This window comes from Citrobacter freundii complex sp. 2025EL-00176, from assembly GCF_053309355.1.
On sequence record NZ_JBRYHT010000016.1, the window covers coordinates 44,706 to 59,963 of the forward strand.

At 54.4% G+C, this 15,258-nt stretch carries 11 protein-coding genes; 2 read left to right on the forward strand and 9 right to left on the reverse strand.

The window, feature by feature from the left end:
• Positions 1 to 235 precede the first annotated feature (235 nt).
• Positions 236 to 1,426: an NO-inducible flavohemoprotein gene (gene hmpA, locus ACVXHP_RS21385; RefSeq protein ID WP_447572161.1), complete on the forward strand. Its 1,191-nt coding sequence runs from the start codon at positions 236 to 238 to the stop codon at positions 1,424 to 1,426.
• Positions 1,427 to 1,527: 101 nt separating this feature from the next.
• Here hmpA and glnB read toward each other — a convergent pair whose 3' ends face one another.
• The 5 genes from glnB to purL form a co-directional block, all read right to left on the reverse strand.
• Positions 1,528 to 1,866 carry a nitrogen regulatory protein P-II gene (gene glnB / locus ACVXHP_RS21390; RefSeq protein ID WP_002914032.1) on the reverse strand — a complete coding sequence of 113 codons (339 nt, stop codon included), beginning with the start codon at positions 1,864 to 1,866 and terminating at the stop codon, positions 1,528 to 1,530.
• Positions 1,867 to 1,926: 60 nt separating this feature from the next.
• Entirely contained in the window at positions 1,927 to 3,261 is a 1,335-nt protein-coding gene (glrR, locus tag ACVXHP_RS21395; protein WP_304701307.1) for a two-component system response regulator GlrR, read from the reverse strand.
• Positions 3,261 to 4,004 carry a two-component system QseEF-associated lipoprotein QseG gene (qseG, locus tag ACVXHP_RS21400; RefSeq protein WP_447572162.1) on the reverse strand — a complete coding sequence of 248 codons (744 nt, stop codon included), beginning with the start codon at positions 4,002 to 4,004 and terminating at the stop codon, positions 3,261 to 3,263. The genes glrR and qseG overlap by 1 nt, the downstream gene beginning before the upstream one ends.
• A 22-nt stretch (positions 4,005 to 4,026) precedes the next feature.
• Positions 4,027 to 5,457, reverse strand: coding sequence for a two component system sensor histidine kinase QseE/GlrK (qseE, locus tag ACVXHP_RS21405; RefSeq protein WP_200006810.1), 1,431 nt, complete (start codon positions 5,455 to 5,457; stop codon positions 4,027 to 4,029).
• Positions 5,458 to 6,016: 559 nt separating this feature from the next.
• Positions 6,017 to 9,904, reverse strand: a complete 3,888-nt coding sequence (gene purL, locus ACVXHP_RS21410) for a phosphoribosylformylglycinamidine synthase (protein ID WP_447572163.1) — start codon at positions 9,902 to 9,904, stop codon at positions 6,017 to 6,019.
• Between the two features lie 257 nt (positions 9,905 to 10,161).
• Here purL and mltF point away from each other — a divergent pair, with 257 nt between their 5' ends.
• Complete coding sequence (gene mltF / locus ACVXHP_RS21415; RefSeq protein ID WP_447572164.1) at positions 10,162 to 11,712, forward strand: membrane-bound lytic murein transglycosylase MltF; 1,551 nt, start codon at positions 10,162 to 10,164, stop codon at positions 11,710 to 11,712.
• Between the two features lie 40 nt (positions 11,713 to 11,752).
• Here mltF and tadA read toward each other — a convergent pair whose 3' ends face one another.
• The 4 genes from tadA to murQ are packed head-to-tail and all read right to left on the reverse strand — an operon-like array spanning position 11,753 to position 15,213.
• Positions 11,753 to 12,289: a tRNA adenosine(34) deaminase TadA gene (tadA, locus tag ACVXHP_RS21420; RefSeq protein ID WP_200005442.1), complete on the reverse strand. Its 537-nt coding sequence runs from the start codon at positions 12,287 to 12,289 to the stop codon at positions 11,753 to 11,755.
• A 17-nt stretch (positions 12,290 to 12,306) separates the two neighbouring features.
• A complete protein-coding gene (gene yfhb, locus ACVXHP_RS21425) occupies positions 12,307 to 12,942 on the reverse strand; it encodes a phosphatidylglycerophosphatase C (protein WP_200005441.1) in 636 nt (211 codons plus the stop codon).
• 3 nt (positions 12,943 to 12,945) lie between these two features.
• Positions 12,946 to 14,310: a PTS transporter subunit EIIC gene (locus ACVXHP_RS21430; protein ID WP_447572165.1), complete on the reverse strand. Its 1,365-nt coding sequence runs from the start codon at positions 14,308 to 14,310 to the stop codon at positions 12,946 to 12,948.
• A 9-nt stretch (positions 14,311 to 14,319) separates the two neighbouring features.
• Positions 14,320 to 15,213 (reverse strand): N-acetylmuramic acid 6-phosphate etherase, encoded by an 894-nt coding sequence (gene murQ, locus ACVXHP_RS21435; RefSeq protein WP_447572166.1) that lies wholly within the window; start codon positions 15,211 to 15,213, stop codon positions 14,320 to 14,322.
• Positions 15,214 to 15,258: the final 45 nt, after the last annotated feature.

A 15,258-nucleotide genomic window follows, 5' to 3' on the forward strand; every position in this document is an offset into this window, starting at 1 on the left:
GATAACAGGTCTTGACAAAGGATTTTACGCAAACGATTACCTTCACGGCACACAAGGCTTTGGAGAACAAAGGTCTGCTGAATTTCAACGGATTTCTTTTCAGGTTTGTGATGCAGATTTTTCACGATGTAACCTTTACAACGCAAAGTTACAAAGAACCATTTACAATGCAGGGGTATTTTTTATAAGATGCATTTGACATACATCATTAAAGTTTCAGATAAAGGAAGACCGTATGCTTGACGCACAAACCATCGCTACAGTGAAAGCCACCATTCCCCTGCTGGTTGAAACAGGTCCGAAGCTGACCGCCCATTTCTACGATCGCATGTTTACGCATAACCCAGAGCTGAAAGAAATTTTCAACATGAGTAACCAGCGCAATGGCGATCAGCGTGAAGCGCTGTTTAACGCCATTGCCGCGTATGCCAGCAACATCGACAACCTGGCAGCGCTGTTGCCAGCCGTTGAGAAAATCGCGCAGAAACATACCAGCTTCCAGATTAAACCAGAGCAGTACAACATCGTTGGGAGCCACCTGCTGGCCACGCTGGACGAAATGTTCAGCCCGGGCCAGGAAGTGCTGGATGCGTGGGGCAAAGCATACGGCGTGCTGGCGGGCGTGTTTATTAACCGTGAAGCGCAAATCTACAGCGAAAACGCCAACAAAAATGGCGGTTGGGAAGGCACGCGTCCTTTCCGTATCGTGGCGAAAACGCCGCAAAGCCGCGCGATTACCAGCTTTGAGTTTGAACCCGTCGACGGCGGCGCAGTGGCTGAATACCATCCGGGCCAATACCTGGGCGTCTGGCTGAAGCCGGAAGGTTTCCCGCATCAGGAAATTCGTCAGTACTCACTGACCCGTAAACCCGATGGCAAAGGCTATCGAATTGCCGTGAAGCGCGAGGACGGTGGTCAGGTTTCAACCTGGCTGCATAACCACGCCAATGTCGGTGACGTCGTTCACTTAGCCGCGCCAGCGGGTGATTTCTTTATGGACGTCGCGACCGATACTCCGGTGTCTCTGATTTCCGCAGGCGTGGGTCAGACCCCGATGCTGGCGATGCTGGATACGCTGGCGAAGGCCAATCATACGGCGCAGGTAAACTGGTTCCACGCGGCGGAAAATGGTGATGTACATGCTTTCGCCGATGAAGTAAAAGCACTCGGCGAAACGCTGCCACGCTTTAGCGCACATACCTGGTATCGTGAGCCAAACGAAGCCGATCGCGCGAAAGGTGCGTTTGATAGCATTGGTCTGATGGATCTGAACAAACTGGAAGGGACAATCAGCGATCCGGCGATGCAGTTTTATCTGTGCGGCCCGGTCGGCTTTATGCAGTTCGCCGCGAAGCAACTGGTCGGTCTGGGCGTGAAAAACGAGAACATTCATTACGAATGCTTCGGCCCGCATAAAGTGTTGTAATGTATTACGCGTGTAGGCCGGATAAGGCGTTTACGCCGCCATCCGGCATTCACTCTGCCTGATGCGCTACGCTTATCAGGCCTACAAATTAACGGCGCGGCTTAGATTGCCGCGTCGTCTTCTTCACCGGTACGAATACGAATAACGCGTGCCACGTCGAAGACAAAAATCTTACCGTCACCGATTTTACCGGTCTGCGCGGTACGAATAATGGTGTCAACGCAGGTATCGACGATGTCGTCGGTAACCACAATTTCAATTTTTACCTTCGGCAGAAAATCAACCATGTATTCCGCACCACGGTATAACTCGGTATGGCCTTTCTGACGGCCAAACCCTTTCACTTCTGTGACTGTCATACCAGTAATGCCGACTTCTGCCAGCGCTTCACGGACGTCGTCCAGCTTGAAGGGTTTAATAATCGCATCAATCTTTTTCATGCTATTCCTTGAAAAGGTCGCCTGTCTTTTGATCGAATAAAGCTAACATAATCCGCAGATTTATTCTTTGAAATCGTTTGCATCCAGCTCGTGTCGAGAAAGCAATTTATAGAATTCGGTGCGGTTGCGCCCCGCCATTCGCGCCGCGTGGGTCACATTGCCTTTGGTGATTTGCAATAGCTTGCGCAGGTAGTTGAGTTCAAACTGATTGCGCGCTTCAACAAACGTCGGCAGCGCGGTGTTCTCCCCTTCCAGGGCCTGCTCCACCAGCGCATCGCTGATCACCGGCGAAGAGGTCAAAGCCACGCACTGCTCGATCACGTTGACCAACTGACGCACGTTGCCCGGCCAACTGGCGGTCATCAAACGCTTCATGGCATCGGTCGAGAAGGCGCGCACGAACGGTTTATGCCGTTCAGCAGACTGTCGCAGCAGATGGTTTGCCAACAGCGGAATATCTTCCGTACGCTCGGCCAACGCCGGGATCTTCAGGCTTACCACGTTGAGGCGATAGTACAAATCTTCACGAAACTCGCCCCGCGCCATCGCTTTTGGCAGGTCGCGGTGGGTAGCGGATATAATGCGCACATCAATGTCGATATCGCGGTTACTGCCCAGCGGTCTGACCTTGCGCTCCTGTAAAACGCGCAGCAATTTGACCTGTAATGGCGCGGGCATATCGCCAATCTCATCAAGGAACAGCGTCCCGCCTTCCGCCGCCTGAAACAGGCCCTCGCGATTGCTTACCGCACCGGTAAAAGCACCGCGCGCATGACCAAACAGTTCGGACTCCAGCAGTTGTTCCGGTAACGCGCCGCAGTTAATAGCAATGAATGGCTTGTGGCTGCGCGGGCTGGCGTTATGAATCGCCTGGGCAAACACCTCTTTCCCGGTTCCGCTTTGACCGTTAATCAATACGCTCACATCCGATTGCGCTACCATCCGCGCCTGTTCTAACAGACGCAGCATCAGCGGGCTGCGGGTGACGATGGACTCACGCCAGCTGTCATCCGTGGCTGGCGCAGACTGTTCCAATGCGCCATCAATCGCCTGGTATAACGCGTCTTTATCAACCGGCTTGGTGAGAAAACTGAACACCCCTTGCTGCGTCGCGGCAACGGCGTCAGGGATGGAACCGTGAGCAGTGAGGATTATAACCGGCATTCCAGGCTGCACTTTCTGGATTTCAGTAAACAGCTGCATGCCGTCCATTTCATCCATACGCAGGTCACTGATAACCAGATCCACTTTTTCGCGGTTCAGCACCCGTAACCCTTCCTGCCCACTTTCTGCGGTTACGACACTGTAGCCTTCGCTGGTCAGTCGCATACCGAGCAATTTCAACAGGCCCGGATCGTCATCCACCAGCAGCAGATGTGCGGGCTTACGGCTTATCATGGTGTGACCTCATCGGCTGATGGCACAGTGCCATCCTCGTTATCAGGCGTGGTGAGTTTATCATTCCCGTGCGGCGCATCAGGATTGTAGCTGCCTGCAGGTTTGCGCGTGGAAAGCTGACGTTCTATATCGGTCAGATTCTCCAGCTTACGGGTGGTGAGATCGAGCTGGGACTGCAAATGCTGCTGCTGTTGACGTAGCGTATCAAGATCGCTGTCCGATGTTTGCTGGAGTTTACTGTAGCGCATACGCTCTTCGGCAAGCTGCAGTTGTAGCGTTTGGCTGCTGAGCCAGACCTGATACAGCGGTCTGACTTGCGGCGGAATTTGTGGACTTAATGCCTCGAGGCGCGAAACAGCCTCCCGCCTTTCAGGTGGCGTAATGTTAGCGTTATCGAGCAGAATCCCGCGTCTGAAAGCCCCCTGCCAGGTATCTGGCATCATCATACTGGCTTCACTGCGCGCCTGGACCGGCATCAGGCGATTGGCGCAATCCATAGCCCGCAGCCAGTACAGTGGATTAGTCTCTGTGGGCTGGCCCGCCAGTGACCAGATATCCGTACACTCGGTTGCAAGATAGTCCGCCAGTTGGTAAGGCGGGATTTTCTCCTGCGAGGGATCGCCGGTAACATGATTCACCGCGTTCGGCGCGCACCCGGCCAGCACCAGACACGGCAGGCTCATAAGCAAGACTCGACGGAAAAAATGTCGTTTAAGCATTCGGACAACAACGTGTGGCATACTCACCAGACTTAGGTTTATTTTAGTGATTTTTTGCAGCAGATAGCGGCAATTCTATGCGAAAACAAACGCTTTGCGCATGGTCATCAACCAGATACAGTTTGCCCCGCATACGGCGGATGCAATCTCTGGCAATGCTTAGCCCCAACCCGCTTCCTTTTACCGCCCCTTTTCGCTGATGACTACCCTGGAAAAAAGGCTCGAAGATCATGGTCTGTTCTGCTTCTGGAATCGGTGTGCCGGTATTCGTTATATCGATGTATACCGTTGAGCCATGCAAACTGCTGCGGATCCAAATGTTACCGGATTCAGCGCCATAGTGCACCGCATTGGAATAAAGATTGTCCAGCACGCTCATCAACAGCATCGGTTCTGCCAGGCAGGTGTTCGCCTCAAGCGCTACCTCAGTATGTATCATTTTGCCGCGAGCGGGCAGACTATGTGCAGAAACAACGCGTTCAACCAGCGGCGCGATTTCCACGCTCTCAAGCTCAACCTCGTCATCCGCCAGCTTGCGGTTGTAATCAAGAAGCTGCTCAATCAGCTTTTGCAGGTTGCGGCTACTGTCATCCAGAATACCGACCACCTCTTTTTGCTCCGGCGTTAGCGGTCCAACGACCTGATCGGCCAGCAACTCCGTACCTTCGCGCATGCTCGCCAGCGGTGTTTTCAGCTCATGAGACAGATGGCGTAAAAACTGATGCCGTTGCGACTCAAGCCAGGAAAGACGTTCGCTCAACCAGATAATGCGCTGACCGACAGACCTCAGCTCACGCGGCCCGGTAAATAATACGCTATCGCCCAGCGAGCGCCCTTCCCCCAGCCGATTGATCATCCTTTCTATGCCCTTCACCGGGCCAATAATCATACGAGTGAACAGCAGTACCATCGCCAGGCTGACAAGAAACAGCACCAGCGCCTGCCAACCAAAGAACTGCCCACGTTCGGCTATTTCCTGCTGTAGCTGCTGACCACGAGAAAAGACCACGGTGCGCGTCGCTTGTACCATCTCGGTATTGGCATTAGCGAACGCTTCCAGCCGGGCTGCCGCCACGCTATCTGGACCGCTGTTATGGCACTGTAATTGCGCGAGATCGTTGAGATCCTGACGTAATGCCTGATAAAGCTTGTTATCCGGCAACACGCCCGCATGCGCATCCAGCATGTCGCTATAGCGTTTACGCTGACTCTGGTAGACCTTTGCCAACGTTGGGTCATCAAGCACACAGTATTGCCGGTAGCTCCGCTCCATCTCCAGCGCAGCGTTGGTCATTGCCTCACTGCGTCTGGCGTCAATCAGCGTGGTGCGGTTCGTCAGCGCCGCCTGCGCGCTCAAAGCATTCAGGCTTTGCCACGCCTGCCAGGCCAGAACTAACAACGGCAGCAGAATCAGCAAGAATGCCAACATAACCAATTGACGTAAAGATCGGGGGAAAACTGACCAGCGCTTCAAGGCGTTACTCTCAATGGACAGGAATAGCTTGATGCTAACTGAGGGGAACGCCAGATACAACAAAGCCGGGATTAACCCGGCTTTGTTGTGGAATAAGGCGGTGCCTAACTCGACGTTTCGCCCGGAGGTTGATATGAGCAATGCTAATATCAGATGTTGGACGGCAGGCACCTTGTTGTGCGTCATTCGAAGTTTATGTAGCGCTTCCCGAAGGGGCTGACATAAGAAGGTGAATGAGCCACTGATTAATATTATGCAGTATCTGTGCCAATATTCAAAACACTTTGTTAACACAATGATAGATATGAAAAATATCGTTATTCAGGCAAAAAATAATTCTGCCTGTTTTTTGCGCTTTCTGTCGCTAATCAGCAACACATGCAGCACATAAAAACAAAACCATTTTAAATCAAATGGTTAAATGTCTCTTTTTGGCGACAGCCTCACCCCACCCATGTCGGGATTTCCCGACAGTTTAATCTTGCGGCGTAAACGCTTTATCCGGCCTACGATACAAAAAAGCCCCTCACGAAGAGGGGCTTAATGACTATTGAGCGAATTAACCGAGCTGTTTACGCGCGTTACGGAAAATACGCATCCACGGGCTGTCCTCGCCCCAGTTTTCCGGGTGCCAGGAGTTAGCCACCGTGCGGAACACACGTTCCGGGTGCGGCATCATAATGGTGACGCGACCATTTTCAGTAGTAACGGCAGTAATACCGTTCGGCGAACCGTTCGGGTTAGCCGGGTAGGTTTCGGTCACCTTACCGAAGTTATCAACGTAGCGCAGCGCCACCAGACCTTTGCCCTCAAGCTGAGCCAGATGCGCGTCGTCACGCACTTCCACCCGACCTTCACCGTGAGAAACGGCAATCGGCATCATCGATCCAACCATATCGCTGAGCAGTAAAGATGGGCTTTGCGTCACTTCGACCAGGCTGAAGCGGGCTTCAAAACGATCGGAGTGGTTACGCACAAAGCGCGGCCACAGGTCGCTGCCCGGGATCAGTTCATGCAGGTTCGACATCATCTGACAACCGTTACACACCCCAAGCGCCAGCGTTTGTGGACGATGGAAGAAGGTTTCAAACTCGTCACGTACACGGTTGTTGAACAGAATCGACTTCGCCCAGCCCTCCCCGGCGCCAAGCACATCACCGTAAGAGAAGCCGCCACAGGCTACCAGCGCCTGGAAATTCCCCAGACCGATACGTCCGCCCAGCAGATCGCTCATGTGCACGTCGATAGCATCGAAGCCCGCGCGATGGAAAGCTGCTGCCATCTCGACGTGGGAATTAACGCCCTGCTCGCGCAGTACGGCGACTTTTGGACGTGCGCCGGTGGCGATGTACGGCGCAGCAACATCGTCATTAATATCGAACGACAGTTTGACGTTGAGACCCGGATCGGCGTCGTTGGTTTTAGCGTCGTGTTCCTGATCGGCGCATTCCGGGTTGTCGCGCAGACGCTGCATCTGCCATGTGGTTTCTGCCCACCACATACGCAGGGTGGTGCGGCTTTCGCTGAACACCGACTGCCCATTAGCGGAGAGGGTGAAGCGATCGCCTTCGACGGCTTTACCGAGGTAGTGTACGCAGCCTGCCAGGCCGTTGGCCGCCAGAATGGCTTCCACCGCGTCACGGTCAGCGGCGCGAACCTGGATCACGGCGCCCAGCTCTTCGTTAAACAGCGCTGCCAGACGATCGTCGCCCAGCGTGCTGATATCAGCCTCAATACCACAGTGCCCGGTGAAGGCCATTTCCGCCAGCGTCACCAGCAGACCGCCGTCAGAACGGTCGTGGTAGGCCAGCAGCTTGCGCTGTGCGACCAGCGCCTGAATAGCATCGTAGAAGCCTTTCAACTGCGCCACGTCACGAACGTCGGCCGGTTTGTCGCCCAGTTGACGGTAAACCTGCGCCAGCGCGGTCGCGCCCAGTGCGTTGTGGCCCAGACCAAGGTCAATTAACAGCAGGGCATTATCTTCAGTAGAGAGCTGCGGGGTAATAGTGTGACGCACATCTTCCACACGGGCAAAAGCGGTGATCACCAGCGACAGCGGCGAGGTCATTTCGCGCTGCTCGTTGCCTTCTTGCCAGCGGGTTTTCATCGACATGGAGTCTTTACCCACCGGAATAGTCAGGCCAAGCGCCGGACATAATTCTTCCCCGACGGCTTTTACCGCTTCGTATAACCCGGCATCTTCACCCGGGTGACCCGCAGCCGCCATCCAGTTTGCGGAGAGTTTAATGCGTTTGATGTCGCCAATCTGCGTTGCCGCAATGTTGGTCAGCGCTTCCCCTACCGCCAGACGGGCAGAGGCCGAGAAGTCCAGCAGAGCGACTGGCGCACGTTCGCCGATAGACATCGCTTCACCATAGTAGCTATCAAGGCTGGCGGTGGTCACCGCACAGTTAGCCACCGGGATCTGCCACGGCCCCACCATCTGGTCACGCGCCACCATACCGGTAACCGTACGGTCGCCGATGGTTACGAGGAAGGTTTTTTCGGCGACAGTCGGCAGATGCAGCACGCGGTTCACCGCATCTGCAATCGAGATTTCGCCACGATTCAGAGCATCGCCCTTGGCTTTCAGCGTCTGCACATCACGGGTCATCTTCGGCGTTTTGCCCAGCAGCACGTCCAGCGGCATGTCGATCGGCTGGTTATCGAAGTGGCTGTCGCTAAGGGTCAGATGCTGCTCTTCGGTGGCTTCACCGATCACCGCATACGGCGCGCGCTCGCGCTTACAAAGTTCGTCAAACAGCGGCAACTGGTCGGCAGCAACCGCCAGCACGTAACGTTCCTGAGATTCGTTACACCAGATTTCCAGCGGGCTCATACCCGGCTCGTCGCTGAGGATATCGCGCAGCTGGAATTTACCGCCGCGACCGCCATCGCTGACCAGCTCCGGCATGGCGTTGGACAGACCGCCCGCGCCAACGTCGTGGATGAACAGAATCGGGTTGGCATCGCCCATCTGCCAGCAGCGGTCGATAACTTCCTGGCAACGACGCTCCATTTCCGGGTTATCACGTTGTACGGAGGCGAAGTCGAGATCCGCGTCAGACTGGCCGGATGCCATAGAAGAAGCCGCCCCGCCGCCGAGGCCGATGTTCATCGCCGGGCCGCCGAGAACGATCAGCTTCGCGCCGACGACAATCTCGCCTTTCTGCACGTGATCGGCACGGATGTTGCCAATGCCGCCCGCCAGCATGATCGGCTTATGATAGCCGCGCAGCTCTTCGCCGTTGTGACTGTTAACTTTTTCTTCATAGGTACGGAAGTAGCCGGTCAGCGCCGGACGACCAAATTCGTTGTTAAACGCCGCGCCGCCCAGCGGGCCGTCGGTCATGATATCCAGCGCGGTAACAATACGTTCCGGTTTGCCGAAATCTTCTTCCCACGGCTGTTCGAAGCCGGGAATACGCAGGTTGGAAACAGAGAAGCCCACCAGCCCGGCTTTCGGTTTTGCGCCGCGCCCGGTGGCGCCTTCATCACGAATTTCACCGCCGGATCCGGTTGCCGCGCCCGGCCATGGAGAGATGGCGGTCGGGTGGTTATGGGTTTCGACCTTCATCAGGATATGGGCTGGCTCCTGATGGAAATCGTAGCGACCGGTTTCGTGGTCAGCGAAGTAACGGCCAACTTCGGATCCTTCCATCACCGCAGCGTTGTCTTTATAGGCAGACAGCACGTGGTCCGGGGTGGTTTCGAAGGTGTTTTTAATCATTTTAAACAGCGACTTCGGCTGCTGTTCACCGTCGATAATCCAGTCGGCGTTAAAAATCTTGTGGCGACAGTGTTCGGAGTTGGCCTGCGCGAACATGTACAGCTCGATGTCGTTCGGGTTGCGCCCCAGTTTGCTGAACGCATCCTGTAGATAGTCGATTTCATCTTCCGCCAATGCCAGGCCGAGACGCACGTTGGCGTCAATCAGCGCCTGACGACCCTGGCCGAGCAGGTCAACGCTGGAGACCGGCGCAGGCTGGTGATGCGCAAACAGTTTTTCGGCATCGTTTAGCGCAGAGAAAACCGTTTCCATCATGCGGTCGTGCAGTACGTCGGCAACCTCCTGCCACTGCGCCGCAGTCAGCGTAGAAGCGTCTACATAGTAAGCAACACCACGCTCCAGGCGGCTAATCTGTTGTAGGCCGCAATTATGGGCAATATCAGTCGCTTTAGAAGACCACGGGGAGATGGTGCCTGGACGAGGGGTAACCAGCAGCAGTTTACCCTCAGGAGCGTGGCTGTGAAGAGCAGGACCATATTTCAGCAGGCGTGCAAGCTGTGCGTGCTCATCCTCATTCAACGGTGCGTTCAGATCGGCAAAATGGACGTACTCGGCGTAAATATTGTGGACCTGGAGGTTGGCAGCCTGAAAACGTGCCAGCAGTTTGTTAATACGGAATGCAGACAGTGCAGGTGAACCACGCAGAATTTCCATCATAAGTCTCTCGTCTTCTAAGCTTTCGGTGTGCCCAAGTGGGGGAAACGGGCGGTATTATAAAGAATCTACCGCGCCGACGAAACCGTTTGCGTGGAAATAAAATCGCGGCCTTGTCTTATCATCAAATGCGGTCTGTATTCTGAATAAGTTGCCAACTGACGCAAGTTTAAGCAAAATGCCGCTCATTAATGACGACTTCACTTCTTAAACAACACCACAGCAGACAGAGACAACGTACGGTTCAGAGAATTAACTAATTGAAAAAATTAAAGATTAATTATCTGTTCATCGGCATATTAACGCTGTTGTTGGCAGCGGCTCTCTGGCCATCCATTCCCTGGTTCGGTAAAGCCGAAAATCGTATCGCCGCCATTCAGTCGCGGGGAGAACTGCGCGTCAGTACCATCGACTCGCCGTTAACTTACGCTACTCTCAACGGCAAAAAATTCGGTCTGGATTATGAACTGGCCCAGGCGTTCGCCAACTATTTAGGCGTGAAGTTAAAAGTTACCGTGCGTCAGAACATCAGCCAGCTGTTTGACGACCTGGATAACGGGAATGCCGATCTGTTAGCCGCAGGCCTGGTGTATAACAGCGAGCGGGTGAAAAATTATCAGCCCGGCCCGACCTATTACTCGGTTTCACAACAGCTGGTGTATCGTGTTGGGCAATATCGCCCCCGAACCCTGGCTACCGTGAATGAAAATCAGCTGACTATCGCCCCGGGGCATGTGGTGGTTAACGATCTCCAGCAGCTAAAAGAGAAAAAATTTCCCGACCTGAGCTGGAAAGTAGATGACAAAAAGGGCACCACTGAACTGCTTGATGATGTTATCGCCGGTAAGCTGGATTACACCATCGCCGATTCCGTCGCCATTAGCCTGTACCAACGCGTACATCCTGAGCTGGCCGTCGCGCTGGACGTCTCCGACGAACAACCGGTGACCTGGTTTAGTCGTCTGGACGATGACAACACCCTGTCTGCCGCCCTGTTGGATTTCTTTAACACCATGAATGAAGATGGCTCTCTGGCGCGACTGGAAGAGAAATATCTCGGGCATGGCGATGATTTTGACTATGTCGACACCCGCACCTTTTTGCGCGCCGTCGATAGCGTGTTGCCAGACCTTAAGCCGCTGTTTGAAAAATATGCGCAAAAAATAGACTGGCGACTGCTTGCCGCGATCTCGTATCAGGAGTCGCACTGGGACGCGCAGGCCACGTCCCCGACCGGCGTACGCGGACTGATGATGTTGACCAAAAATACCGCCCAGAGTCTCGGGCTAACTGACCGTACCGATGCCGAACAGAGCATCAGCGGCGGCGCGCGTTATTTGCAGGATATGATGAGTAAAGTGCCGGATACCGTCCCGGAAGGGGAACGCATCTGGTTTGCGCTTGCCGCCTACAATATGGGTTATGCGCATATGCTGGACGCACGGGCGCTGACGGTCAAAACCAAAGGCAATCCGAATAGCTGGTCCGATGTAAAACAGCGTCTACCGCTGCTCAGTCAAAAGCCATATTACAACAAGCTGACCTATGGCTATGCGCGTGGTCATGAAGCCTACGCCTATGTGGAAAATATCCGTAAATACCAGATAAGCCTGGTGGGATATCTGCAAGAAAAAGAAAAGCAGGCGCAGGAAACGCAGCAGCTGGCGCAGGATTACCCGGCGGTGTCACCCGCGGAGTTATTAGGTAAAGAGAAATTCCCGCTTTCCGCGTTCCTGTCTCAAACGTCGTCAAACTACCTGACGCACTCCCCTTCCCTGCTGTTTTCCACGCAAAAGAAAGAGGAAAAGTAGTCTTATCGGCCTGATAAACATCAGGCAATCAGGCCGGCATTTACGCACTGGCGGATTTTTTCAGGGCTTTAATTTCCTGACGACGCATACGAAAGAAATCGCTGAGCAGAGTGGCGCATTCATCCCGTAGGACTCCCTCTGTCACTTCAACCCGATGATTCATTCCAGGGTGATGCAGCACGTCCATTAATGAACCCGCCGCCCCCGTTTTCGCATCGCGCGCGCCAAAAACCACCCGGCCGATACGGCTGTGCACCATCGCGCCTGCGCACATCACGCATGGCTCCAGAGTGACGTACAACGTGGCATCTAACAGACGATAATTTTGCAGCACCAGGCCGCCCTGACGCAGCGCCATAATTTCAGCATGGGCTGTGGGATCATGGTGACCAATCGGCCGGTTCCAGCCTTCGCCAATGACGCGGTTATCATGCACTAATACCGCGCCCACCGGGACTTCACGCTCATCCCAGGCGCGCTTAGCCAGCGTTAAAGCATGACGCATCCAGTATTCGTGGCTAAATTCAACTTCAGACAAAGGGGTAACTCCAGTAATCAAAGCGGGCGCATTATACACAGACGCTATCGTTTACTCTATTCGAGTTGTTGCAGTTCCCCACGCGGCGTGACGCGCCAGCGATGCTGGCAAAAAGAGAGCAGCGGGTTGTCCTGTTTACTGTCGCTATAACCACTATACAGTTGCAGCGGCGCGCCAATCTGGCGTTCCAGCTGTGTCACTTTCTCATGCCCCAGACAGCGCAGAGGCAGCACCCAGCCACCATATCCCCGCGCCATTTTACTGGCGATCAGATTGACGCGCGGTAGCCACGGGGTATCAAAGTAAACCTGTTCCACCAGCGACTGTGGGGAGCCGGTGATAAGCCAAATATCGGCGTCAGAACTCAACAGATAAGTGGTCAACCGCTGCTGTACGAGCGGAAACGCCGTCACGTTATTGCGAAACCAACGTACAAAATCAGCCTGGTGCGCTTTCAGACGCGCCTCGCTACGACCAAAAGTGCACCCCCATAACAGCAGGCTCATCGGCCAGCGGGCCGCGCGTCCTTTTATCAACAACGCCAGCGCAATCACCGGTAACAGAGGCAGCACAAGCAGCACGTTCAGCGGCTGGCGGCGCAGCAGATAACGTATAAAACTACCGAACATATCCTGCTGGTGTAACGTGCCATCCAAATCAAAAAAGACAACGCGGCGCTGGTGATTGGTCAAACTTTATTCCTCTGGATCGTTGAACCCCAATAGCCAGGTAAACAGAAACCCGGCAATAACTGCTACCAGATAGCCTAACAGATAGAACATCACTTTTCCGGCAACAATCGTTAATGCCAGCGGTAATCCTGAGATACCAAAGGTGATGACCGTTGCCACTTTCCAGTAGCTTATCAGCGCCCCGCCTACCGCTCCGCCAAGACAAGCACCGATAAACGGCTTACCCAACGGTAGCGTAACGCCAAAAATCAGCGGTTCGCCAATACCCAATAATCCAACCGGCAACGCCCCTTTGATCACTTTTTTTAGTCGTGCGTTGCGGGTTTTCATCAGCACCGCAATCGCAGCACCTATTTGCCCAACACCCGCCATGGCAAGGATTGGAAAGAGCGCGTTATAACCGTGCGCCTGCACCAGTTCGACGTGGATAGGCACTAACCCCTGATGAAGTCCGGTAAGCACCAGCGGCAGGAAGGTTCCTGCCAGTACAGCGCCGACCAGAAAACCGCCGCGATCGATGGCCCAGGATGCGCCGTGAGCGATAGATTCGGAAATCCATCCCCCCAATGGTTGCAGCGCCACTATCGCAATAGCCCCGGTAATAATAGTGGTCAGTAGTGGGTTAAGGATCAGTTCCAGTGATTCCGGCAGCAGTTCGCGGAATTTGCGCTCGATCCAGCACATCAACGCGACCACCAACAGCACTGCGATCACCCCACCGCGCCCCGGCTGCAACGTTTCGCCAAACAGGGTAATTTGCGCCAGTTGCGGACTGGAGAGGATCCCCGCCATCACTCCGCCCATCGCCAGAGAACCGCCGAAGACTTTAGCGGTATTGACCCCGACCAGAATATTCATAATGGCAAACACGGCGCTGCCGAATATGCCCATCAGTCCAAGTAAATTCGGATAGTGGGTCGCAAAATCCCCGACGATATCAGGCCGCTTAAGGATGTTAATAATGCCGGTAATTAAACCAGAGGCGATAAACGCCGGAATAAGGGGGATAAAGACGTTCGCCAGCTTACGCAGCGCGTCGCTCATCGGCGCTTTGTATTTCGCTTTAGCCTGTGACTTCGTGCGCTCGATATCATGCGCATTGGTATGCTCTCCGCTATCGGCAATCAGGGAGCGCATAGCATCCACCACCCTGGCAGCTTTACCGGGGCCGACGATGATCTGGTGCTGCGCGCCCTGCTTCACATAACCGCTGACGCCGGACAGTTGCTTAAGTCGGGATACATCGAGCTGACCGTCATCCCGGACTTCCACCCTGACACGGGTCATACAGTTTTCCAGGCGCAGAATATTTTTCTCTCCGCCAACGCCCAGCAGAATGTCGCTGGCCAGCACCGCCGTCTTATCCATATACACCTCTTAGTGTTCTAACGCCGCGCGTAAAAAACCTTGGTGAGCAGCAAGCTTTTCGCGGGCGGCAGCGGCGTCCTGGCCGGTGAGCGCCATTAAAATGGCGGGTTTAACATCAAAGTCAGTCTGCTTTAACAGCGCTTGCGCCTGCTCACGCGCAATGCCAGTGGCTTCAACCACCATGCGACACGCCCGATCGACCAGTTTGACGTTGGTGGCCTGCATATCCACCATCAGGTTCTGGTACACCTTGCCAAACTTCACCATCGCACCGGTTGAGATCATATTGAGCACCAGTTTTTGCGCGGTGCCGGATTTCAGTCGTGTTGACCCCGTCAGAGCCTCCGGTCCTACCACGGGGGAGATGGCAATATCCGCTTCATGCGCGATAGGAGAGTCCGGATTGCAGGAAATTGCCACCGTCGTACAGCCTACCGTCCGGGCATATTTCAGCCCGCCAATCACATACGGCGTACGACCTGAAGCCGCCAGACCCACCACCAGATCCTGTGCGGTAAGATTGAGCGCACGCAGATCGTCTTCACCTAACTGCGGATTATCTTCCGCGCCTTCAACCGCCTTCAGCAACGCGCCCGGTCCCCCGGCAATCAGCCCAACCACCAGACCGTGCGGTACGCCGAAAGTCGGTGGGCATTCAGATGCATCCAGAACCCCAAGACGCCCGCTGGTACCCGCGCCCATGTATATAATGCGTCCACCCGCTTTAAGCGCATCAGCCGCCGCATCGACCGCACGCGCAACTTCAGGAAGAGTGGCTTTTACTGCTTGTGCTACCAGCGTATCCTGTTGATTAAAACGATGAACCAACTCCAGCGTGGAGAGCGCATCAAGATCCATGGTCTGAGGGTTACGGGTTTCTGAAACTAATGCACCGAGATTCATTTTTTGGTCCTTAGGAATTTTTAATTCATAATAATCTGTCATAAT

What these genes read in the sequence shown, in the direction of transcription:
- hmpA (WP_447572161.1), top strand. Translation starts at nt 236, where the DNA reads ATGCTTGACGCACAAACCATCGCTACAGTGAAAGCCACCATTCCCCTG.
- glnB (WP_002914032.1), bottom strand. Translation starts at nt 1,866, where the DNA reads ATGAAAAAGATTGATGCGATTATTAAACCCTTCAAGCTGGACGACGTC.
- qseG (WP_447572162.1), bottom strand. Translation starts at nt 4,004, where the DNA reads ATGCCACACGTTGTTGTCCGAATGCTTAAACGACATTTTTTCCGTCGA.
- purL (WP_447572163.1), bottom strand. Translation starts at nt 9,904, where the DNA reads ATGATGGAAATTCTGCGTGGTTCACCTGCACTGTCTGCATTCCGTATT.
- ACVXHP_RS21430 (WP_447572165.1), bottom strand. Translation starts at nt 14,310, where the DNA reads ATGGATAAGACGGCGGTGCTGGCCAGCGACATTCTGCTGGGCGTTGGC.
- murQ (WP_447572166.1), bottom strand. Translation starts at nt 15,213, where the DNA reads ATGAATCTCGGTGCATTAGTTTCAGAAACCCGTAACCCTCAGACCATG.